The following is a 22,909-nucleotide window of genomic DNA, read 5'->3' on the forward strand; positions in this document are numbered from 1 at the left end:
AGCATTATTAATGAAATTTCTATTTGAATTACCCTATGAAAAAAGTGAGCCTAGTTGGACTATAAAAAGTTATTTTGATCTTATATATAATGAAGGTTGTTTTTTAGAAGCTGTTTCTAATATTGTTCAAAAAGAGTCTTTTGTCCTTGATGGAATATATTGTTTTTTCCCAGATATGAATAGCGCTGATGCATCTGATCATTTTTTAGGTGTTGAATTTGGAGTAGGATATCCTCTAACAGATAAAGATATTGTTATTGTAAGCGAAGATACTTGTTATCAATATATTAGATTATCTTGTGAAAAGTATTTGTTAATTCATCCTGAAGATAAGATAAAAATTAAAATATTGCTATCAAAAAATAGATTAAATCACTTTAGTTTATAAATAAAATTGTAAAATACAAAAATCATTTATGTATGGATCATTGGATAGGTGAGGGAATACCCGACAGTGCAATTATTACATTGAAAACCAATTGTAGTGACGAGGTTTTAGGTGCCTCAATAAAAGAAGCTTTTACGCGTTGTATTAGTCGTAAAATTTAAATGGATACTAAGTAAAATCACCTTATGTTAATTATGGGTAAGGTGATTTTTTATTATATGAATTTATCCATGAATAATAATCAATTAATAAATAATTTACATTCTATCTATTCAGAGCTTCCTATCAATATTCATAAAATAAAGGGATATTCTGATGATGAGATAAAAAAATTGAACGTTTATATCGTATTAATGTAACAGAGCAATTATATGATTTTCTAAGTTGTATGGGGCGTTGCAGTGGTGGTTTCTTTGGTGATTCCTCGTTGTTATTTTACCGTAATAGTTTCTCTGTTAGAGATCATGTGCAGTTTCAAATAGGTAGTTGTTCTGAGCTTTGTGGCATACAAAAACACGATTTATGAGATCAAAAACCTTTCTTTTTTTCGATAGAGTCAGAAACGCAACATCTATTTTTATTAACTTATTCAGATAATCCAAATAAAGTTTATCAGTATGATGAAAATGAAGAAGTGATAAAAATACTCATTGGAATTTTAATGATTATCTAATGTATTTAATAGATAAGTCAACAAGAAATAATATAAATAATATTTTAAAATATTATTTTATTGGTGAGATGATTGAAATTTAATGATGTAAAATTATATAGTTTAAATGGGTTTTAAATAAAATTACCTTATTCTAATGATGTGTAAGGTGATTTTTTATCATATGAGTTTATTTATGAAAAATGTTCAATTAATAAATAGTTTACATTCTATCTATCCAGAACTTCTTATCAATATCCATAAAATAAAGGGGTATTCTGATGATGAGATAAAGTAGCAATAAGTGCAAAAAGCCTAGATACTCAAACGATGAGTAAACTTAATCGACCAAAACAAATTTATAATACAATTAAAGGTAATATAGATGATGTTGCAAAATTTGAAGGTTATAGATTGTCAGGAGTCAATTTACATTCAGAAATGATAGCAAAACGAGAAATTTGGCTTGCTGTACTACAATCGACAACAAAGGCTCAATGGATTGAAATTAACCGTGCGGTAGCTTATGGTAAAAGTATGAATATTGAAGTAAAGATAACGCAGGTAAAATGATGACGTTTATTAACGATAATGAGTATTGTGCTTTGATAGTAATGACAGATAAATTTTTTTGCTTAAATACTGAATCTGGTTATGGGCTAATGACAATCGATCCGAATTTTTCATCAATTATACTTTCTTTAACGTGTTCAAATAAGGAGCTTGGTGAAAGTTTAATTAAAGTTTTAGAAAATAGTCGAACTCAGCTCAAAGATGAGGAATATGACAAACTCTTTAAAAAGGAAAATATAAAAAAAACTGGAATTCATGGTTAGAATTATTACGGTATAAATATGATTATCGCTCAAAACGCCAACTTTTAGCTAATATGCTAAACTGTTCTATTTATCTTTCTAATAACAAAATATTAATTTCACCTTCTTACCATTCAAGTCTTGAAGGGTGGGAAGGAATTGGGGCATCTCATAAGGTTATTTTATCGTTAGATAGCTCATTTGATGAGATAGGTTCGGGTATTCGTCTTGCATTTAGTCGGTGTACTACTAAGAAATTTTAACTTAACGAAAGTGAGAATCCTGTATAATTGAAATGTAATATATATGTAAATTTTAGGTAATGGATACTAAAATAAATAATTAAATAATTAAATAATTAAATAATTAAATAATTAAATAATTAAATAATTAAATAATTAAATAATTAAATAATTTGATTTTGAATTAAAAAGATTGGAATGTTTCTTTTTGAAGCTCTTAATGAACTATATGAAAATTATCCAGTAGGCTATGAAGGTAAAACGAAAATAGCTGACTATTTTCGTTTTATTGTTCCAACTATTTATGCAACGATAAAAGATATTCCTGAAGAGTTAAGAAAATATATTGTAGTTTCTGATAGTATTGATTTTACCAAAGATAGATTGCTCGATAACAATAAAATTAGCGATTATTTTACTCGTATGTATTCAGAGTAAATAAACTAGCTACTCATTTTTAATAGAAATATTAATCAAGCCAAAACCATTGCTTAATATTATTTTAAAAATAATAATTAGGTGGTAGTTCTTATTTAAAAACACTTAAATGGATAAATATTCTGGAGAAAGAAAGAGAAGCGCTGAGATTTTACCAAGTGATGTTAAATCAAAAACTCTAGAATTAGGTGTTCCTGCAAGAACAACCAAACAACAATGAGATGCTATTAATAATTTTATTAAAAATGCATCTTCAAAAAATATTAAGGTTAATATTACAATAGTTGAGGAGTAAATAGTGTCTATATCAAAAAAAATAACTTAAGAGCAAGTATCTATTTTAATAATGATTATTATATTATAATAACGCTTTCAAAAAGCGGTATTTATTTGATGGATTTTAAAAAAGGTTATAAGGTTTTATCCAAAGATCCATTTGATGCAGATTTGGGGTTCTTTACAAGAAATGCATTAATCCAAAGCGAAATATTAGATGCTAATTCATCTGAATATCATGAAATGCGTAATAACGATGGATTATATTCTGAATGGATAAAAAAAATAATTAAAGAATGTGATTATAAAAATAAAACGACACTATTCAAAAACATGAACTTATGTAATGTGAATGTGACTGATGGTATTATATCTATTATTCCTTATGATCACTTACGATTGGATCATTGGATTGGTAAAAGTATACCTAACAATGCAATTATTACATTAAAAAGCAATTGCAGTGACGAGGTTTTAGGTGCTTCAATAAAAGAAGCTTTTACACGTTGTATTAGTCGTAAAGTTTAAATACTTTATTTCTACTGAGACTACTAAATAATTATTCTAATAAATAGAACTAATTAGTATTAACAATATATAGTGATTTTCTACCATATTAACTATAAAAAACAATCAATCAGTAAAGGAATATATATGTATAGCTTACGTTTTTTTATTATTTTATTTTTATTTCTACCTTATTTGTTATTTTCTTTTGTCTATGCAACGAATAAGCCTTCATTGATAAATAGTAAAATTAATCCATTATCTATAATTAGGATCCATGATCGTGTGAATTACATGGTGTCATTAACGGATAATAATGGAGAAACGGTTCAGCATTGGCATTCTGTTGATTGTAAGCAGAACAAAGCTCAGCTTTTATATAAGGATGTATTGAATGAAGAAGGGCTAACCAAAGCTCGCTATTACGGTAATAATTATCTTCGTTATGCACCAGCTCAAGACAATAAGCTGATGACAACAGAAGATATCCGCATGGTTTGTCAATTTCCAATAAAAGAATCGCGATGGGAAAGATTATCTGACACGTCTATCGGCGGTATGACTAACCTTGTTGATACTAATAGTATTCAGCATATTGGTGACATCTTATCAGTGCGCACAGGATATGATTTTGCAGAAACCATCTGGGAACCACCTTATGATGCACCTCTTGAGCTAAAGATTGAGCACTATTTATATAATTGTAAAACTCATCAGGGCGACGCTGTAGTTGCAATGAACCTAGATCGTGAGGGGTACATTACTGATTCGCTGATCACTGATGATATTATTCGTCGTAAAAATAGTTTCAAAATAGATCTTCAAATGAGACAACTTTTCAATCAATTATGTCAGTTACCAGAAGGAAAAACGTTCACTGCTGAGGGACACTTTGTACCTGCTATTAATAAGCCTGTATCAACATTGATGGGGCCAACAATGCCCAATTTAAGTAATAATAATCCGCAATGGCTTAATAAATATCCACTTTCTACAGGAATTAATAATCAAACTCAATCATTGATAAAACCATGGGCACTTCCTCGCTTTAAACAGATCCGTTATACCATAGTAAGCGAATACGGTAAGGTCAATGTACAGTTGGATGCCCAATCGGATGGTTATATACGTAATCTAGAAGATTATGGTATCTGGACAGTACAACGTTTAATGTTGGCTAATCAGTTACAATTAAAGTTTGTTATGTCTATCAGTCACGATATTTCACTACTCCGTAAGTTGCAGACAGATCTGCAATTTCCATTAGTCGTTGGCCAACAATATCAAGCACAGTGGGAAAGTATTGATTCTAAAAAAGAAGTAATAACTTCATCAATACGTTGTAATGTGTTAAGCGAAGGAGATGCAGGTAGTATAGCATCTGAGTTTAGTGGAAAATATCTGTTAGTTCAGTGTGATGAAACTCATGAAGGACAACAGAAAATCAGTAGCAAACAAGCTTGGTTGCAAGATTTTAACGTTTTTGTTCCAGTTACCATGCAAGTAGGTGATAGACTAGAAAGTTCAGTAAAACTGGAAAATATTAATGTAATACGTTAATCAGAAGTTTATTAGAATAAATTTGATTTATGTAAATATTATTTCCAATTAAAAACCATCACTTAATATTATTTCCAATTAAAAACCATCACTTAATATTATTTCTAAAATAATAACTAAGTAATGGTTTTATTTTTTTATTGAAAAGCAACCATGCTAATAATTAACACAGTGTGGCGACAATCACCTGATCGGCATTAAATAAAGCCGTTACGCTGTCATTAATATGCAATTTTTGCTCTTTAACATGCTGATTAGAACAGGTGGCACACACTTCTTGCCCACCTTCTAATGTCACCACTAATTCGCTGTTTTCACTACCCGTCTCAATTTGAGTGAGTGTGCCTGAAAGGGCATTATCATATTGTTGCGCTAAGGATGAGCCTTTTTCAATATTAACCCATGGCGCTTTAATTAAGATCAGTACTTCTTTGCCTTTTTTCAGGCCTAAGCGATCTGCACTTTTTTCTGTTAAGGCAGCACGAATAGTCGTTTTTCTATCTGCAAGTTGCACATTAACATGCTGTTGAACTTGAAGATTATCACGCTCAATAATCGTGCCAAAAAACTGGTTTCTGGCACTCGTTTGTAATGAAAAGCGAGAAATCGCCGCTAAAAGGCTATCAAGAGGGAGTGAATCGTCTTTCAATACATCAAAGGCTTTTTGCTGAATTTGACCTAGCAGATCGTAAAGTTGTAGTAAGCGCTCACAATAATGAGTAAGAGTTGCACCACCACCGCCTTTGCCACCTGTTGCTCTATCAACGAGAAGTTCGTCTGCGAGTTGATTCATTTCATTAATGGCATCCCAAGCACTTTTATAGCTAATGCCTGCCATTTTTGCCCCTTGACTAATTGAACCCGTCGCTTTGATCTGTTTTAACAGCGCAACACGGCGAGGATCGGCAAAGAGCTTATCTTGAAGTTTTAGTGTTAATAATATTTCTGCTTGCATAATGATAGGCTTCTTCTTTTTTGTGTGTTTATCGCATTTTTTGTACCGACACAAAGCGATAATTCTCTAGAATATATACAACTATAGCGTTATTATTCGTTATTCGTGAAGAAATGCCAACTCTGGCTTTCCGAATATACCATGATAAAGAGGTTATCATGCTTGAATTATTGAAAAGTTTAGGGTTTGCTCTCTTGATGGTACCCGTTGTAATGGTACTCATTATGGGCATCATTTATGGTTTGGGTGAAGTGTTTAACCTGATTTCACCAAGTCAGCCAAAAGCAGACAAAAAATCATAAAATCTCCCTCCCTGATTTAGAACAGCCCTCTAATTTTTTAGAGGGCTGTTTTTTTATTCGCCATACTCGTCATACTTCAAGCCACAGCGGTGTTGACTACACTCATTCGCACTAGTCACATACTTATGTATGCTCTTAGTGACTCATTCATTTTTCGCCTAGCTGTGACTTAAATTATTTAGAGTATATAACCTTTTCTCTATTTGTTTTTTTATCCTTATTTTTATGGTTATATTTATTGATATATAACTAGTTTCTAACATCTAATTCTTTCATTTTACGCTGTATCTTGGTATATACAGCGTGGTCATCCTTTAATTTAAGTGGAATTAGAACATGAAAAAATTATCAGGTAAGTTACTTGCTGGTGCGGTTATCTCTTTTGCTTTAGTGAGTCAAAGTTTTGCATCGGAAAAAGTAACGGTATTTGCGGCCGCTTCTCTTACTAATGCTCTTAATGAAATTTCGGCACAATATAAGCAAGAAAAGCAAACTGAAGTTGTTGCATCTTATGCATCTTCTTCAACACTAGCTCGTCAAATTGAACAGGGCGCACCTGCAAATCTGTTTATTTCAGCAGATCAGCAGTGGATGGACTATGTCATTGATAAAAATTTAATGGTTGCAGATTCACGTCATACATTATTAGGTAATGATTTAGTACTCATTGCCCCTAAAGATAGTCAATTAAATGACGTTGTTATTAATAAGGAAACCAAATGGAAATCCTTACTTAATGGCGGAAAATTAGCTGTTGGCGATCCGGATCATGTGCCTGTTGGTATCTATGCTAAAGAATCATTAGAATATTTAGGTGCATGGGATACAGTAAGCCCAGAAATGGCTCGTACTAATAACGTGCGTAGCGGTATGGCGCTAGTTGAACGTGATGAAGCACCATTAGGTATCGTATACGGTTCTGATGCGGTTGCGAGTGATAAAGTGAAAGTGGTTGGCGTATTCCCAGCTGATAGCCACAAACCTGTTGAGTATCCAATGGCAGTTGTAAAGGGTCAGGACAATAAAGCAGTTCGTGATTTTTATGACTATCTGAAAACACCTCAAGCCGCAGAAATCTTTAAGAAATACGGCTTTAGCCCACTGTAGGAATTATACTTTTGGAGATGTTAAGTGAATACGAATGGCAAGCCATCATACTAAGCCTTAAGGTATCGACTGTCGCAGTTATAATCAGTCTACCTTTTGGTATTTTTATGGCTTGGCTTTTAGTTAGGGTACGTTTTCCTGGTAAATCATTGCTTGATAGCATTATTCATTTACCTTTAGTTCTGCCACCTGTTGTGGTCGGTTATCTTTTACTGATCAGTATGGGGAGACGTGGATTTATTGGTGAATGGTTGTATAACTGGTTTGGTTTTAGCTTTACCTTTAGTTGGCGAGGCGCAGCACTTGCATCCGCAGTAGTTGCATTTCCACTGATGGTAAGGGCAATTAGACTAGCATTAGAAGCTGTCGATCAACGCATGGAGCAAGCTGCAAGAACCTTAGGGGCTTCGCCGTTGCGAGTCTTTTTTACCATAACGTTACCTTTGTCTATGCCAGGGATCATCGCAGGAATTGTGTTGGCATTTGCGCGCTCATTGGGAGAATTTGGCGCAACAATCACTTTCGTTTCCAATATTCCAGGGGAAACAAGAACCATTCCTCTGGCAATGTATACCTTGATTGAAACACCAGGTGCGGAAATGGATGCCGCCCGTTTATGTGTGATTGCAATTATTTTGGCGCTCGTCTCTTTAATGGCTTCAGAGTGGCTAACTCGTTGGGGTCGTAAAAGATTGGGGGGCGTATGCTAGAGATGAATTTTAAACAGGCGCTAGGATCACTGCGTCTGGAAGTAAATACTGAACTGCCAACAGAAAGTATTACGGCAGTTTTTGGTTTATCTGGTGCGGGTAAAACTTCACTGATTAATGTGATTGGCGGGTTAACCAAACCAGATTCAGGGCGGATTGTATTAAATAATCACACACTGGTTGATACTGAAAAGAAAATTTATCTGCCACCTGAAAAACGTAAAGTGGGTTATGTATTCCAAGATGCACGGCTGTTTCCTCATTACACAGTGAGAGGAAATCTGCTTTACGGTATGTCACCGACAATGAAAGTGCAGTTTGATCGCATTATTTACTTATTAGGCATCGAACATTTACTTTCGCGTTTTCCTATCACCTTATCAGGCGGTGAAAAGCAACGTGTTGCTATTGGACGAGCGTTGCTGACAGCTCCTGATATTATGCTAATGGATGAACCTTTAGCATCGCTTGATTTACCGCGTAAACGTGAGTTACTGCCGTATTTAGAAAAGCTCTCTCAAGATGTACAAATTCCTATTTTGTATGTGAGCCATAGCCTTGATGAAATTATTCGACTTGCAGATAATGTTATTGTGATGGATGCAGGAAAAATTAAGGCGACAGGTAAGCTAGAAGATGTATGGGCAAGTAGTGCATTACGTCCTTGGTTACAAAAAGAGACGTTAAGTAGCATCGCCAATGTCATGGTGGTAGAACACCATAGCCATTACGATATGACGGCAACGGCTTTTGGTAATCAAGTGCTGTGGTTGCCTCAAATAGAGGCGAAAATCGGTCGTGATGTGCGTGTGCGTATTGATGCTTCTGATGTATCACTGACTACCACTCGTCCTTCAAATAGTAGTATTCGTAATATTTTGCATATGAAAGTGGTTGAAACCATAACGAATGATGGTCAAGTTGATGTAAAACTTGTCAATGATGGCAATTATTTATGGGCGAGGATCACACCTTGGGCAAAAGATGAATTAAATATCCAAGAAGGACAATGGCTTTATGCGCAAATAAAAAGTATTTCGCTAAGTCGCCATCTTTGATTTTTTCGTTTTATCAATACATAAAAAAACCTCATCTTAGATGAGGTTTTTGTCTTTTAAAGAGAGTGATCAAGACAAAATATATTTATGGATAGTCTCAGCAATACCTGGCTGTGAATTCACTTTAGTGACCATTTTAGCGCGCGCTTTTACTTCATCTGAAGCATTACCCATTGCAACACCTAAACCAACATGTTCTAACATACTAAGATCATTAAAATTATCACCAAAGGCAATAACATCATTCATACTCATGCCATTTGCTTCAACCCAGCGTTGTAAACGACGGCCTTTGCTGTTGCCTTTTTTGGCGATATCAACTTGATCAATCCAAGACCATTCACACTCTAAGCCTACTTGTTGCTCAATTTTCTCAACTAAAGTACGCAATTCATCGTGATCAGGCGTTGTAGTGGCTATTTTCCAAATTTCATTAACATCATGCATGGCTTTATAGAAATCATCGACTTTAACGAGATTAGGGCGTTGTGCGATAGGTAATGTTTCTGACCATTTTAAAGTGCGTTGAACAGGGGAGGATAATTGGTCATAAAGCATTGCATCGTCGGCATAAACCAAGTGATGGATATCGGTTTGTTTAACGAGATCTAATACAGCTCTGGTTTCTTGTGTAGTTAGTGGATCAGACTCTAATACTTTTTTACCAATATAATCATAAAGGTAAGTTCCATTACAGCAGATTGCAGGGGTATCAAGATCGAGCGCTTGATAGAATGGATGAATAGCAACATGATGACGACCTGTTACAATTAAAACTTTAACGCCTGCTTTTCTTGCGAGATTGAGTGCTTCTAAAGATTCTGGCAGGATACGTTTTTGGTCATCAAGCAGTGTGCCATCAAGATCCAAAGCAATAACGCGATATGACATAAATAAGCCCCTTGATAGTATTAAGATGCAATGGTGTTGATGTTACACGTTAACCAATAAAAGATAAACTAGCTTAATCGTTACAATCAAACGTTAGTTATTCTATTATTCTTTATAAATCAATGGGTAATGGGTTTTAAGGAGAAGGGATGAAACAGGTAGTCTACGTAGCAAGTCCAGAGAGTCAGCAAATTCATGTTTATGCGTTAAACACCGAAGGTGAAATGGATTTATTGCAGGTTGTTGAGGTTGCAGGGCAAGTGCAACCAATGATTGCAAGTGCTGATGGAAAATACCTTTATGTGGGTATTCGTCCTCATTTTAGTGTGGTGACATTTGCGATAGCTTCTGATGGTCAGTTAGAACAAAAGGCGACAACGTCAATTCCAAGCACGCCTGTCCATTTATGCTTAGATAAAACAGGGCGCTTTTTGTTTGTTCCTTCTTATCATCAGGGTAATTTAGCTGTTTTACCTATTAATGCGAAGGGGATCCCTCAATCACCTATTCAAATTATTGAAGGCTTAAATAAGCCTCATTCATCTAACATCGATTGGAATAATAAACAACTGATTGTGCCTTGCTTAGGTGAAGATCATATCCGTTTATTTGATTTATCAGAAGACGGTCGTTTAACAGAAGCGGGTACTGAAGAGCTGACAACAGCACAAAATGCGGGCCCCCGTCATATGGCATTCCATCCTAATGGTGATGTGTTTTATTGCCTTAATGAATTAGATGCGACAATCAATATATATCGTCGTATGGGTGATTTATATCGCTTAATGCAAACGGTCGATATTGTGCCTGAAACATTTAACAGTACCCGTTGGGCGTCAGATATTCATATTACACCAGATGGCCGTTTTCTTTATGCAAGCGAACGCTCTGAAAGTTTTATTTGTGCGATGGCAATTTCAGAGGCGGGCGACTATCTGCAACCTGTGGGTTATTACCCAACACAAACACAGCCTCGTGGTTTTAATCTTGATAACACAGGCAATTATCTTATTTCTTGTGGTCAAAAATCAGATTTTGCGTCGGTTTCTCGTATTGATAAATACACTGGCGCATTAACTGAGTTAGCGTGTTACCCAGTAGGTAAAGGCGCTATGTGGGTTACCGTTGTGACGAAGTAAAGATTACTGTACCTCTAGCAAAATATTTCCTTGCTAGAGGTTTTATTTTTTATAAAAGGTTTATGAGAGATTAACAACTTTCTCAATAGCTTGAGTGAGTTTAGTGAGGTTTTCTGGCAGCATAATAAATGGTGGCATAATATAAATCAGCTTACCAAAAGGTCTTATCCAAACGCCTTCAGCAACAAAGATTTTTTGTAATTTTGCCATATTGACAGGCTCATGCATTTCAACCACACCAATTGCGCCTAAAACACGTACATCTTTCACACTTTTTGCCTGTTTTAACGGTAATAACTCGCATTTTAGTTGTTTTTCAATTTCTGCAACTTGGTTTACCCAATCGCCTTTTGCTAATAGAGATAAACTGGCATCAGCAACTGCACAAGCCAAAGGATTTCCCATGTAGGTAGGACCATGCATAAAGCATCCTGCATCGCCTTGGCTTATGGTTTCTGCAATATGGCGCGTGGTTAAGGTTGCCGATAACGTCATATATCCACCTGTCAATGCTTTACCTACACACATTATATCTGGCGATATTTCAGCATGTTCACAGGCAAACAGCTTACCTGTTCGACCAAAACCAGTGGCTATTTCATCTGCAATTAATAACACATCAAATTCAGTACATAAGGCTCTTGCGTGTTTCAAATATTCGGGATGATAAATTCGCATTCCACCAGCACCTTGAACAATGGGTTCAAGCATAACGGCAGCAATTTCTTGATGATGTTGCTCTAGCGTTGAGCGTAATGAGTGGATATCAGCGGGATCCCATTCTTCATAAAAACCTGTTTTTGGCGCATCCACAAAGAGATGATTAGGCAGATAACCTTTGTAAAGACTGTGCATGGAGTTATCTGGATCACACACTGACATGGCACCAAATGTATCGCCATGATAGCCCTGTTTTAACGCCACAATACGTTGGCGTTTTTCACCTTTAGCCTGCCAATATTGCAAAGCCATTTTAAGCGCAACTTCAACAGCAACCGAGCCAGAATCTGCGAGAAATATGCATTCAAGAGGCTCTGGTGTTATCGCTAATAATTTTCGACAAAGTGATACTGCTGGTGGATGAGTAATGCCACCAAACATCACATGAGACATATTGCTGAGCTGTGTTGTAACGGCATTATTGAGCTCTGGATGATTATATCCATGAATTGCTGCCCACCATGAAGACATTCCATCAATCAATTTTCTACCATCGGCCAAGACTAATTCAACGCCTTTTGCACTGACGATAGGGTAAGCAGGTAACGGATTACTCATCGAAGTGTATGGATGCCAAATGTGGCGTAAATCGAAAGCGATATCTTCAGGTGTCATTATATTTTTCACTTAATCATGTAAACCAATGGTGATCAATTTTAGTTGACATGATAACCCTATTATTTAAACTGGCAATCACTTTTAAAAAGGAGATTGTATTGTGAGCGCACTAAAACGTTGGACATTAAAAGAAGCCAGAGCATTGTTTGATATGCCATTTTTAGATTTGGTTTTTCAAGCACAACAAGTTCATCGTCAACATTTTGACCCTTCACAAATTCAAGTGAGCACTTTGCTTTCTATTAAAACAGGGGCTTGTCCTGAAGATTGTAAGTATTGTGCCCAAAGCGCGCGGTATAAAACGGGATTAGAAAAAGAGCGCTTAATGGAAGTGCAGCAAGTGATTGAATCTGCGAAAAAAGCAAAAGCGGCAGGTTCAACACGTTTTTGTATGGGCGCGGCATGGAAAAATCCGCATGAGCGCGATATGCCTTACCTTGAGCAAATGGTAAAAGAAGTTAAAGCGCTGGGTATGGAAACCTGCATGACACTCGGCAAATTAGATGATTCACAAGCTAACCGATTAGCAGATGCAGGACTGGACTTTTATAACCACAACCTTGATACCTCACCTGAATTTTACGGCAGTATCGTGACAACACGTACCTATCAAGACCGTTTAGATACGCTTGATAAAGTGCGTAATGCGGGTATTAAAGTGTGTTCTGGCGGAATTTTAGGGTTAGGCGAGGAAGTTAAAGATCGCGCGGCAATGCTGGTGCAATTAGCCAATTTGCCACAGCCTCCTGAAAGTGTACCTATTAATATGCTTGCCAAAATAAAAGGGACACCACTTGCAGATAATGAGGATGTCGATCCTTTTGATTTTATTCGTACTATCGCCGTTGCTCGTATCATGATGCCGCGTTCTTATGTGCGTCTTTCTGCTGGGCGAGAGCAAATGAGTGAACAGACACAAGCATTTTGCTTTATGGCTGGGGCTAACTCTATTTTCTACGGTTGCAAATTATTAACGACAACTAATCCGACTGAAGATAAAGATCACCAATTATTCCGCAAGTTAGGCCTAAATCCAGAGCGGTTAGCGGTATCAATGGGCGATAATCAGCAAGAAGAAGCGCTAATGCACGCTGTTGCCAATAAAGACACTGAACAATTTTATAACGCGGCACTGTAATGAGCTGGCAAAACTATTTAGATGAAAAACTTAATGTGCGTAGAAATACGCCATTATGGCGAAAACGCCAAGTGATAAATCATTCTAATGGGCGCTTTCTAACCACGATATCAGGCGAAAAGTATCTTAATTTTTCAGGCAATGATTATTTAGGTATTAGCCAGCATGCCGATGTGATTAACGCGTGGCAACAAGGTGCGAATGAATATGGTGTGGGGAGTGGCGGTTCAGGACATATCACTGGTTTTACACAAGCTCATGCGCAGTTAGAACAACATTTAGCGGATTGGTTAGGTTACGATAATGCGCTGTTATTTTCATCTGGTTACAGTGCCAATCAAGGCGTTATTTCGGCATTACTTGAAAAAGAAGATATCATTATTGCTGATAAACTTTGCCATGCTTCATTAATGGAAGCAGCCACATTATCACCCGCCACGTTGTGGCGCTTTTTGCATAATTCGCCAGATTCTTTATCTCAACGACTCAATAAAACGTCTGCTAATAAAATCCTAGTGGTGACAGAAGGGGTATTTAGCATGGATGGCGATCAAGCGCCATTAAGAGAAACTGCATTAATAAGCCAAAAGCACCATGCTTGGTTAATGGTCGATGATGCGCATGGTATAGGTGTTTTAGGTAAACAAGGTCGAGGCAGCTGTGATGAAGCGGCTATTAAACCTGAATTATTGGTTGTAACTTTTGGTAAAGCTTTTGGTGTGAGTGGGGCGGCTGTGCTTTGCAACAAGCCAACTGCTGAATTTTTTGAACAATATGCTCGCCATCTCATTTACAGTACCTCAATGCCACCGGCACAAGCTGTGGCTTTAAATTCCGCACTGAATGTGATTAAGCAAGCTGATAGTGAGCGGGAATATCTTCAACAATTAATTTATACCTTTCGCCAAGGTGTGGCTTCGCTCCCTATTAAATTATTGCCTTCGCAAACCGCTATTCAGCCAGTAATTATTGGTGATGAACAATTGTGCCAAACACTTTCAGATTATCTGCAATCTAAAGGGCTTTGGATAAAAGCAATCTTTCCACCTACCGTACCTCCTCAAAGTGCACGTTTACGAATAACGTTAACGACTCGCCATCACCTTTCAGATATTAAGCTGTTAATCGAGACGCTTCATGCTTTCTTCAGTCAAAACAGATAAACAACGTATAGCTCAAACATTTGGTAAAGCTGCGATTCATTATGATAATCACGCCAATATTCAGCGCTATAGCGGCAATAAATTAATGGATTTAACACGTCATGATAGTGGCAATATTGTGTTAGATGCAGGATGTGGAACGGGATATTTCAGTCAAAAATGGAAGCAACAAGGCAAGTTTGTTATTGCGCTTGATTTATCACATTCAATGTTACAAGTGGCAAAACAGCAACAGCGAGCTCATGGCTATCTACAAAGTGATATAGAGCACTGTGCGATTACGCCACAAAGTGTGGATATTGTTTTTAGCAATTTAGCGATGCAATGGTGTGATGATTTATCTGTTGCCGTTAAAACGTTAATGAACACCGTAAATGTGAAAGGAGCACTTTATTTTTCAACACTTGCCACGTCGACATTACAAGAAGTCAGAGACGCTTGGCAATCGCTTGATAATCATGAACATGTTAATCCCTTTTTATCCCCTCAAGATATCGAGAACGCCTGTGCTGGTTTCCATTGCCAATTTTCTACCGAAATTGTCACAGAACAATATGATTCATTACATGCGCTCTTTGCTTCTTTGAAGGGCGTTGGTGCCAATTTTGTGCAAGGTGATCGCCAAAAAGGCTTGATGACACGACAAAAACTTCATGCATTAGAAAATGTGTGGAAAACAGACTCAGGAAAATATTTACTCACTTATCAAATTGTTATAGGAAAAATATCACATGGCTAAAATATGGTTTTTAACAGGCACAGATACAGAAGTGGGTAAAACTGTAGTAAGCAGTGCTCTATTACAATGTGCTGCGCACCAAGGGTATCGAACCGTGGGCTATAAACCTGTAGCATCAGGAAGTGAGTGGTTGAATGAAGGTTTACGTAACTCGGATGCGTTAACATTGCAAAAATTCAGCACAGTAAAATTAGATTATCACCGCGTTAACCCTTATTGCTTTGAAACGCCGACATCGCCGCATATTGTCAGCCAAGAAATGAATCAGCCTATTGATTTTGATGTGATGTCAGAAGGCTTGTCTTACTTAAAGCAGCAAGCTGATTGGGTTTTAGTTGAAGGTGCTGGTGGTTGGTTTACTCCACTGTCAGAAAATCAATTTTTCTCTGATTGGGCTATCAATGAAAAGCTACCTGTTATTTTGACTGTAGGTGTTAAATTGGGTTGCATTAATCATGCGTTATTAACGCAACAAGCAATTATTCAGTCTGGTTTAACATTGGCGGGTTGGGTTGCAAATGAAGTTGAACCTGCGGGACGATATCAGAAAGAATATTTGGCAACATTAAAACAGCATATTAAAGCACCATTCTTAGGCAAAATACCCTATTTAAATGAAGTAAAAGAGCATAATTTTACTCCTTACCTTGATCTTTCTTGTTTAAAACTAAGTTGATAGACCGTTATTAAGTAAATTATAAAAGTCTATTTTTTATACCAATAAAAAAATAAAAAAAATAAATTTCGTCAATTTTGAGGGATATTTTAAGGTGGAAAAAAAGACGTAACCTACCGAGAGATAACAACTTTGTGTAGTTATCCACTATTCCTGTGGATAACCTTGTGTATTACCATTATAAAAATACTCTAAATAGAGAGAACACAAGGCATTGCTAAAGATTGGCGTTATTCTCAACTTTTATTTTTAATTCTTATATATCAATTAATTAAATAAAATCAATAGAGAGAGTGGTGTTGGTGTGTCTCTTTGAATAATTCATAAAAAAGGGGGTTGCTTTTTGGAAAAATCCCAGTTCCAAAATTGGGGATAACTTATGCTAATTATTCAGACAAATTTTATCAGATAGAGATTGAAGCTGGATTTTTATCCAGTATTATAGGGAGGGTCAGCGAGGAGAAGAAAATATGAGCAAAGATTTCAAACTGCATTCTGAATTTAAACCAGGTGGTGATCAACCTGCCGCTATTGCCTCACTCTGTGAAGGATTAGATGATGGTCTTGCTCATCAAACTCTTTTAGGGGTAACAGGTTCAGGTAAAACTTTTACGATTGCCAATGTGATTGCCAATCTAAATCGTCCGACTATGGTGTTAGCGCCAAATAAAACATTGGCGGCACAGCTTTATAGTGAGATGAAAGAATTCTTCCCTGAAAATGCAGTGGAATACTTTGTTTCTTATTATGATTATTATCAGCCAGAAGCGTATGTTCCAAGCTCTGATACCTTTATTGAAAAAGATGCTTCTGTTAACGAACATATCGAGCAAATGCGCTTATCTGCTACTAAAGCCTTGCTAGAACGTAAAGACGTCATTGTGGTGTCATCCGTGTCAGCCATTTATGGTTTAGGTGATCCCGATAGCTATTTAAAAATGATGCTTCACCTGACTAACGGCATGATAATCGACCAGCGTGCCATTTTACGCCGTTTAGCTGACTTACAATATACTCGTAATGATCAAGCCTTTCAGCGGGGGACATTTCGTGTCCGTGGTGAAGTGATTGATATCTTCCCTGCTGAATCTGACGATTATGCATTACGTGTTGAGCTATTTGATGAAGAAGTTGAACGCCTTTCACTGTTTGACCCTTTAACGGGGCAAATTCACTACAATGTGCCTCGTTTTACTGTTTATCCTAAAACGCACTATGTCACACCTCGTGAACGTATTCTTGAAGCGATGGAAGAGATCAAAAAAGAACTCGCGGATAGACGCAAAGTACTTTTAGCTAACGATAAACTTGTTGAAGAGCAACGGGTGACACAGCGTACTCAATTTGATCTCGAAATGATGAATGAGTTGGGATATTGCTCCGGTATCGAAAACTATTCACGCTATTTATCAGGTAGAGGCCCCGGTGAGCCACCACCAACGCTATTTGATTATCTTCCTGCTAACGGTTTACTCGTAATTGATGAATCACACGTTACTATTCCTCAAATTGGTGGAATGTATAAAGGCGACCGTTCCCGTAAAGAAACCTTAGTTGAATATGGCTTCCGTTTACCTTCTGCGCTTGATAACCGTCCATTACGTTTTGAAGAGTTTGAGGCGTTAGCACCACAAACGATTTATGTTTCAGCAACACCGGGTAAATATGAACTTGAAAAATCGGGTGATGAAATTGTTGAGCAAGTTGTAAGACCAACAGGTTTACTTGATCCGATTGTTGAAGTGCGGCCTGTGGCAACACAAGTCGATGATTTACTCTCTGAAATTCGTATTCGTGCAGCGAAAAACGAACGTGTATTAGTAACAACACTGACAAAACGGATGGCAGAAGATTTAACGGAATATCTTGAAGAGCATGGTGAACGTGTTCGCTATTTGCACTCTGATATTGATACGGTTGAGCGTGTCGAAATCATTCGTGATTTGCGCTTAGGTGAGTTTGATGTATTAGTGGGTATCAACTTACTTCGAGAAGGTTTGGATATGCCAGAGGTCTCTTTGGTGGCGATCTTAGATGCTGATAAAGAAGGCTTCTTACGTTCAGAGCGTTCATTGATTCAGACAATTGGTCGTGCGGCTCGTAATCTTGAAGGTAAAGCGATTTTATATGGCGATAAAATTACCGATTCAATGGCGAGAGCGATAAGCGAAACTGAACGTCGTCGTGAGAAACAACAACAGTTTAACCTTGAGCACGGCATTGTGCCTAAAGGATTAAATAAGAAAGTTGGTGATATTCTCAAGATTGGTCAGCCTTCTCAGGGACGTAATAAGAAAGGGCACAAAGCAACAGATATCCATGAAAATTATCCGTTGTTATCAACGGCTGAATTGGAAAAAGAGATCCAACGTTTAGAAGCCGAAATGTATCAATATGCAAAAGATCTTGAATTTGAGAAAGCGGCGAGTACTCGTGATAAGTTGCAAGCGTTACGAGCTCAATTTATTGCTAACTCTTAATTAGATAAATTAAGTTCACAAACTAATAAAGGGATATCCGTATTTTTACAGGGATTATCCCTTTTTATCTTCTATCTTCCATTTTTTGCCTTGTTTGATATTCCCTTAATGGCGTTCAACTGTTTAAATACCACCACAAACAAAGCGTCAATTATTTACAAAGATAAAAAAGACATTAAGGATAGTGAATGAGTGGTTATGTTTATGCAGGGTTTCCCAGCTCTGCTGGGGTAATTCTTGGTGTTATTCTTCTTATTATGCTTTTTAAATGGCTACGCAAATTTGCTGTACAAGATAGTGAGTTGCAAAAACCATCAACAGCGGGGCAGGAGCCCATTTTATCTGAAGCAGAAAATACGTCAGGTCAGTTGTTACCCAATGAATGGGGTTTATATGTTGCAGCACCTTATGCCGCAATGAATGAGTGGGCATATAACGAATATGATAAAGGTAAAGATGATGGTGGATTATCCGCAGGTTGGGGAATTAACGACCGTTGGGATTTAGTCTATCAACTATTTTGGTTGCTCACTCAAGGTCACACCAATGATTTTTATCAGCTACGTGACCAAATTTTGGATGGTAAAGAAGACGATGTTCAGTCATTAAAAAATGATATTTTACTTTCTGAGTTAACTGAACACGATAAAAATGAGCGTTTATGGCAAATCGATATGATGAGCACAAATCGCATGAATATCCAAAATGTGAAATACCTTATTTGGGATCTCTGTCGTTTTAACAAGCTCTGTTTAGAAGGTTGCCAACAAGGTTATATTACTCAACAAGAAGCCCAAACATGGTCATTAATGAGCGCATCAATGTTGCGTCGGATTTATGATGGTTGGGAAGATATGTGGAGAAATTTTATTGCTGCTCGTTGGTTTTGGGCAAGTGGCGATCAAGATTGGGTATCTTCTCATCAAGCTTTTACGGATGTTATACAAAATATTCTGAATGCGGAAGATACGTTGGCAACAAAAGAGAATTGGGTCATGGAGTTGCCTCCATTAGATTTAATGTCGTTTTCTCGTACTGTAGCGGGTCTTGGTTTGATGAAAAATGATGTACCAATGACGCTCGACGAAATTGAAGAAGTGATTAGTCAGCGTATTACATTAAAGCAGCTTAATAGCTAATAACACGTTGAAAACCAATAGTGATATTGTGTTTTTGTCGACAAAAAACCGCACTTGCTGTTTATTGCAAATGCGGTTTTTTTATGAAAGTAGGTAATTAAATACTATTTAACGGTCTGAGGTGATGCATTACGTTGCCCTAATTGTTGCAACGTTAACTCAATAGCTTTGCCTAATAGATGACGGTCGTGACGATAAGGAATATCTTTGGCTTCCAATTGAGCTTGCACAATTAATCGACCTTTCATCGATTCATATTGTGTTTCAGGGCTAATAATCACGGCATCTATGGTTTGCAAACCAATATAATTCTCCATCATGGCGATTTTATCAGACATCGTCATACTGGCAGCCGCAGGGCTTAGTTCTTTGCCTAAATTACCAATATAAATGGTTGTTGCACTGCTACGGCGTAATGCTTGTGCAAGTTCTGGTAGTAATAATAAAGGCATTAAACTGGTAAAAAAGCTACCGGGACCAATTAAGATCAAATCTGCTTGTTCAATCGCTTCAATGGCTTCTCGTGTAGTCGGTACTTTAGGGTAGAGATCAAGCTTTTGGGGGATCTTTGGTAAAATATCAACATTGACCTCACCATAAATCTCATTTCCTTGGTCATCTATCGCCATAAGGTCAACGGCTTGTTCAGACATAGGAATAAGGTGAGCATTCACTCTTAATAATCCGCGGATAAGATTAATGGCTTCTAAAGGTCGAACACTTAAGTTATCAAGTGCTTTAAGCATTAGATTACCTAAATTATGTCCTGCCAGTTCGCCTGTACCAGAAAAACGGTATTCAAACATTGCAGAAGCAACGGAAGGCTCAGTAATTAACTGATTAATACAATTGCGCATATCGCCCCACGCAATGCCACCTTCTTCTTGGCGAATACGGCCAGTAGAACCGCCATTGTCTGTTGTTGTAACAATACCAGTGAGACGAGAGCCTAAGTAGGAGAGTGCTGAAAGCACACGTCCAAGGCCATGACCACCACCAAGGGCAACAACACGATCTAAATCACTTAGCGTGCGATTTCGCATATTTGTTCTACTCATCTTTAAAAATTTGTCGCTAATTTATCACAATTAAATTTTAAGCCTATGATCACGACGTGATTTCATCACATTCCTAGTTTAATTTTACTTTTGATAGCCTAATATTTAATCAATGAAAGTGTTTTTACTTATGTTATTAAAGTGATTAAAGTGTCGTAAGTCGTTGTATTATAAATTATATAGCGAAAACATTATTCGCTTTTTGAAAGATTAGCAGGTAGAATCCACAATAAATATATAGGTATTAGAAACCTGTGAAAAACAGGTAAAGATTAACTCCTAGCCTTAACGTCTAAGTCATGTGTTTACAAGATATGATGTTCTGGCCGTGACGAAACAAGTCACCAGGGTGCAAGGTAGAAATGCCCGCATCTCCCGATTTGGAAAGGTGTTACTATGCAACAACTCGTTGATGCGTTTTCCCGCAAATTTTTCTATTTACGTCTTTCAATTACAGACGTGTGTAATTTTCGTTGTACTTATTGCCTACCTAATGGTTATAAGCCTAACGGTCATAAATCATTTCTTTCGTTAGATGAAATCAGCAGACTGACACAATCTTTTGCCGCGTTAGGGACAGAAAAAATTCGCCTAACTGGTGGTGAGCCTACAATGCGTCGTGATTTTACTGATATTATCGCAACCATTAAAGATAATGCGGCTATCAAAAAAATCGCAGTTACAACAAATGGTTATCGATTATCTCGTGATGTCGCTCAATGGCGTGATGCCGGTTTAAGTGCAATTAATGTGAGTGTTGATAGCCTCGATCCTCGTCAATTCCATGCTATTACAGGGCAAGATAAATTTAGCCAAGTGATGGAAGGTATTGATGCTGCATTTACCGCAGGTTTCGAAAAAGTCAAAGTCAACGTTGTGTTGATGCGCAATGTAAATGATAAAAACCTCCCTGATTTTCTAAATTGGATCAAAGATAGACCCATTCAGCTGCGCTTTATTGAATTAATGGAAACTGGTGACGGTAGTGATATATTCAACCGCTTTCATTTATCTGGTGAAGTTATTCGCCAGCGTTTACTCAATGAAGGTTGGTTACAAATTCCTCGCGCTCGTAGTGACGGGCCTGCTCAAGTATTTACCCATCCTGATTATCAAGGTGAAATCGGTCTTATTATGCCTTATGAAAAAGACTTTTGCCTAACCTGTAACCGTTTACGTGTTTCGGCCATTGGTAATCTCCATCTTTGCTTATTTGGTGAAAATGGTATTCCTTTACGCGATCTGCTTGCTGATGATAGTCAACAAGAAGCATTACAACAGCGTATCCAGGGTGGTCTTCTTCATAAACGAGAAACCCATTTTCTTCATCAAGGCGATAGCGGTATTACACCGAACTTATCTGTGATTGGTGGATAGTTTTTCGCTCTGTTATTTCGTTAATTTCAGGAGTTGTGCATGTCTCAACTAACTCATATTAATGCTGCCGGTGAAGCTCACATGGTGGATGTTAGCGCTAAAGCTGAAACAGTGCGAGAAGCGCGTGCTGAAGCCTTTGTTGAAATGTCAGCAGAAACATTAAGCATGATCACCGAAGGCAAACATCATAAAGGTGATGTATTTGCGACCGCAAGAATTGCAGGTATTCAAGCAGCAAAAAGAACATGGGAGTTAATCCCATTATGTCATCCGCTGTTATTAACTAAAGTTGAAGTGCGTTTAGAAGCACTCACAGGATCCAACCGCGTACGTATTGAATCTGTTTGCCGTTTAACGGGTAAAACAGGGGTTGAGATGGAAGCATTAACTGCGGCATCGGTAGCTGCGTTGACGATTTATGATATGTGCAAAGCTGTTCAAAAAGATATGGTGATAGGACCTGTACGTTTATTAGAAAAAACAGGTGGTAAATCAGGTCACTTTAAGGTGGAAGCATGATTAAGGTTCTCTTCTTTGCTCAAGTCCGTGAATTAGTGGGTGTTGATTCGCTTGAATTAGATTGTAAATACCACACAGTAGATGATTTACGTAAGGCATTAATTACTAAAGGTGAACGTTGGTCACTCGCATTAGAAGATGGCAAGTTACTCTCTGCGGTAAACCAATCCTTTGTTCAAGGTTCTCACGTTATTAATGATGGTGATGAAATCGCTTTTTTCCCACCTGTTACAGGAGGATAA

Annotated in this window: 23 protein-coding genes, 2 pseudogenes and 1 riboswitch; of the genes and pseudogenes, 21 read left to right on the plus strand and 4 right to left on the minus strand. The window is 37.2% G+C overall.

Annotation, left to right across the window (positions count from 1 at the left end; translation table 11 throughout):
- Nucleotides 1–10 precede the first annotated feature (10 nt).
- From cdiI to ACNART_RS06725, 7 genes and pseudogenes are all read left to right on the plus strand, one after another.
- Nucleotides 11–388: a ribonuclease toxin immunity protein CdiI gene (gene cdiI, locus ACNART_RS06695; protein ID WP_196570376.1), complete on the plus strand. Its 378-nt coding sequence runs from the start codon at nucleotides 11–13 to the stop codon at nucleotides 386–388.
- Nucleotides 389–408: 20 nt separating this feature from the next.
- Nucleotides 409–549: pseudogene (locus ACNART_RS06700) on the plus strand (contact-dependent growth inhibition system immunity protein); the annotation flags it as partial.
- Between the two features lie 791 nt (nucleotides 550–1,340).
- Nucleotides 1,341–1,613, plus strand: coding sequence for a hypothetical protein (locus ACNART_RS06705; RefSeq protein WP_349443190.1), 273 nt, complete (start codon nucleotides 1,341–1,343; stop codon nucleotides 1,611–1,613).
- A gap of 41 nt (nucleotides 1,614–1,654) precedes the next feature.
- A pseudogene (locus ACNART_RS06710) lies at nucleotides 1,655–2,118 on the plus strand (contact-dependent growth inhibition system immunity protein).
- 177 nt (nucleotides 2,119–2,295) lie between these two features.
- Entirely contained in the window at nucleotides 2,296–2,535 is a 240-nt protein-coding gene (locus tag ACNART_RS06715) for a hypothetical protein (RefSeq protein ID WP_196570373.1), read from the plus strand.
- 306 nt (nucleotides 2,536–2,841) lie between these two features.
- The gene (locus tag ACNART_RS06720; RefSeq protein ID WP_198620454.1) at nucleotides 2,842–3,339 is read left to right on the plus strand and encodes a contact-dependent growth inhibition system immunity protein; all 498 of its coding nucleotides are present in this window, start codon (nucleotides 2,842–2,844) and stop codon (nucleotides 3,337–3,339) included.
- 273 nt (nucleotides 3,340–3,612) lie between these two features.
- Nucleotides 3,613–4,878 (plus strand): hypothetical protein, encoded by a 1,266-nt coding sequence (locus ACNART_RS06725; RefSeq protein WP_141650230.1) that lies wholly within the window; start codon nucleotides 3,613–3,615, stop codon nucleotides 4,876–4,878.
- A gap of 163 nt (nucleotides 4,879–5,041) precedes the next feature.
- Here ACNART_RS06725 and modE read toward each other — a convergent pair whose 3' ends face one another.
- Nucleotides 5,042–5,833: a molybdenum-dependent transcriptional regulator gene (gene modE / locus ACNART_RS06730; protein ID WP_100159468.1), complete on the minus strand. Its 792-nt coding sequence runs from the start codon at nucleotides 5,831–5,833 to the stop codon at nucleotides 5,042–5,044.
- Between the two features lie 158 nt (nucleotides 5,834–5,991).
- Between modE and ACNART_RS06735 the strand changes: the two genes are divergently transcribed.
- The 4 genes from ACNART_RS06735 (at nucleotide 5,992) to modC (ending at nucleotide 9,010) form a co-directional block, all read left to right on the plus strand.
- Entirely contained in the window at nucleotides 5,992–6,135 is a 144-nt protein-coding gene (locus tag ACNART_RS06735; protein ID WP_071788544.1) for an AcrZ family multidrug efflux pump-associated protein, read from the plus strand.
- 336 nt (nucleotides 6,136–6,471) lie between these two features.
- On the plus strand, nucleotides 6,472–7,242 hold the full coding sequence (gene modA / locus ACNART_RS06740; protein WP_198620429.1) for a molybdate ABC transporter substrate-binding protein: 771 nt from the start codon (nucleotides 6,472–6,474) through the stop codon (nucleotides 7,240–7,242).
- A 17-nt stretch (nucleotides 7,243–7,259) separates the two neighbouring features.
- A complete protein-coding gene (gene modB / locus ACNART_RS06745; protein WP_160230862.1) occupies nucleotides 7,260–7,952 on the plus strand; it encodes a molybdate ABC transporter permease subunit in 693 nt (230 codons plus the stop codon).
- Nucleotides 7,946–9,010 carry a molybdenum ABC transporter ATP-binding protein ModC gene (gene modC / locus ACNART_RS06750; RefSeq protein WP_198620430.1) on the plus strand — a complete coding sequence of 355 codons (1,065 nt, stop codon included), beginning with the start codon at nucleotides 7,946–7,948 and terminating at the stop codon, nucleotides 9,008–9,010. Before modB ends, modC begins: the two co-directional genes overlap by 7 nt.
- 69 nt (nucleotides 9,011–9,079) lie before the next feature.
- Here the strand turns inward: modC and ACNART_RS06755 are convergent, their stop codons facing one another.
- Nucleotides 9,080–9,901 (minus strand): pyridoxal phosphatase, encoded by an 822-nt coding sequence (locus tag ACNART_RS06755; RefSeq protein WP_416303483.1) that lies wholly within the window; start codon nucleotides 9,899–9,901, stop codon nucleotides 9,080–9,082.
- Between the two features lie 149 nt (nucleotides 9,902–10,050).
- Between ACNART_RS06755 and pgl the strand changes: the two genes are divergently transcribed.
- Entirely contained in the window at nucleotides 10,051–11,040 is a 990-nt protein-coding gene (gene pgl, locus ACNART_RS06760; protein ID WP_368927177.1) for a 6-phosphogluconolactonase, read from the plus strand.
- Between the two features lie 60 nt (nucleotides 11,041–11,100).
- Here pgl and bioA read toward each other — a convergent pair whose 3' ends face one another.
- A complete protein-coding gene (gene bioA / locus ACNART_RS06765) occupies nucleotides 11,101–12,375 on the minus strand; it encodes an adenosylmethionine--8-amino-7-oxononanoate transaminase (RefSeq protein ID WP_368927175.1) in 1,275 nt (424 codons plus the stop codon).
- 103 nt (nucleotides 12,376–12,478) lie between these two features.
- On the opposite strand from bioA, the gene bioB reads away from it, so the two are divergent.
- The 6 genes from bioB to ACNART_RS06795 all read left to right on the plus strand — a co-directional run bounded on the left by bioB (nucleotide 12,479) and on the right by ACNART_RS06795 (nucleotide 19,713).
- Entirely contained in the window at nucleotides 12,479–13,516 is a 1,038-nt protein-coding gene (gene bioB / locus ACNART_RS06770; RefSeq protein WP_160230084.1) for a biotin synthase BioB, read from the plus strand.
- Nucleotides 13,516–14,679, plus strand: a complete 1,164-nt coding sequence (gene bioF / locus ACNART_RS06775) for an 8-amino-7-oxononanoate synthase (protein ID WP_198620434.1) — start codon at nucleotides 13,516–13,518, stop codon at nucleotides 14,677–14,679. Before bioB ends, bioF begins: the two co-directional genes overlap by 1 nt.
- Nucleotides 14,654–15,418 (plus strand): malonyl-ACP O-methyltransferase BioC, encoded by a 765-nt coding sequence (bioC, locus tag ACNART_RS06780; protein WP_198620435.1) that lies wholly within the window; start codon nucleotides 14,654–14,656, stop codon nucleotides 15,416–15,418. Before bioF ends, bioC begins: the two co-directional genes overlap by 26 nt.
- A complete protein-coding gene (gene bioD, locus ACNART_RS06785) occupies nucleotides 15,411–16,094 on the plus strand; it encodes a dethiobiotin synthase (RefSeq protein WP_198626132.1) in 684 nt (227 codons plus the stop codon). Before bioC ends, bioD begins: the two co-directional genes overlap by 8 nt.
- A 470-nt stretch (nucleotides 16,095–16,564) precedes the next feature.
- A complete protein-coding gene (gene uvrB / locus ACNART_RS06790; protein WP_198626133.1) occupies nucleotides 16,565–18,574 on the plus strand; it encodes an excinuclease ABC subunit UvrB in 2,010 nt (669 codons plus the stop codon).
- A gap of 188 nt (nucleotides 18,575–18,762) precedes the next feature.
- Nucleotides 18,763–19,713, plus strand: a complete 951-nt coding sequence (locus tag ACNART_RS06795) for a DUF1266 domain-containing protein (RefSeq protein ID WP_368927170.1) — start codon at nucleotides 18,763–18,765, stop codon at nucleotides 19,711–19,713.
- Nucleotides 19,714–19,817: 104 nt separating this feature from the next.
- Here the strand turns inward: ACNART_RS06795 and yvcK are convergent, their stop codons facing one another.
- The gene (gene yvcK, locus ACNART_RS06800) at nucleotides 19,818–20,756 is read right to left on the minus strand and encodes a uridine diphosphate-N-acetylglucosamine-binding protein YvcK (protein ID WP_151434613.1); all 939 of its coding nucleotides are present in this window, start codon (nucleotides 20,754–20,756) and stop codon (nucleotides 19,818–19,820) included.
- Between the two features lie 279 nt (nucleotides 20,757–21,035).
- Nucleotides 21,036–21,178: riboswitch (molybdenum cofactor riboswitch) on the plus strand.
- On the opposite strand from yvcK, the gene moaA reads away from it, so the two are divergent.
- The 3 genes from moaA (at nucleotide 21,168) to moaD (ending at nucleotide 22,909) form a co-directional block, all read left to right on the plus strand.
- The gene (gene moaA, locus ACNART_RS06805; RefSeq protein ID WP_088493379.1) at nucleotides 21,168–22,148 is read left to right on the plus strand and encodes a GTP 3',8-cyclase MoaA; all 981 of its coding nucleotides are present in this window, start codon (nucleotides 21,168–21,170) and stop codon (nucleotides 22,146–22,148) included. It overlaps the preceding riboswitch by 11 nt.
- Before the next feature lie 39 nt (nucleotides 22,149–22,187).
- A complete protein-coding gene (moaC, locus tag ACNART_RS06810; RefSeq protein ID WP_023581221.1) occupies nucleotides 22,188–22,667 on the plus strand; it encodes a cyclic pyranopterin monophosphate synthase MoaC in 480 nt (159 codons plus the stop codon).
- Nucleotides 22,664–22,909, plus strand: a complete 246-nt coding sequence (gene moaD / locus ACNART_RS06815) for a molybdopterin synthase sulfur carrier subunit (protein ID WP_109373984.1) — start codon at nucleotides 22,664–22,666, stop codon at nucleotides 22,907–22,909. Before moaC ends, moaD begins: the two co-directional genes overlap by 4 nt.

The organism is Proteus sp. LHD240705, from assembly GCF_047921555.1.
GTDB lineage: Bacteria > Pseudomonadota > Gammaproteobacteria > Enterobacterales > Enterobacteriaceae > Proteus.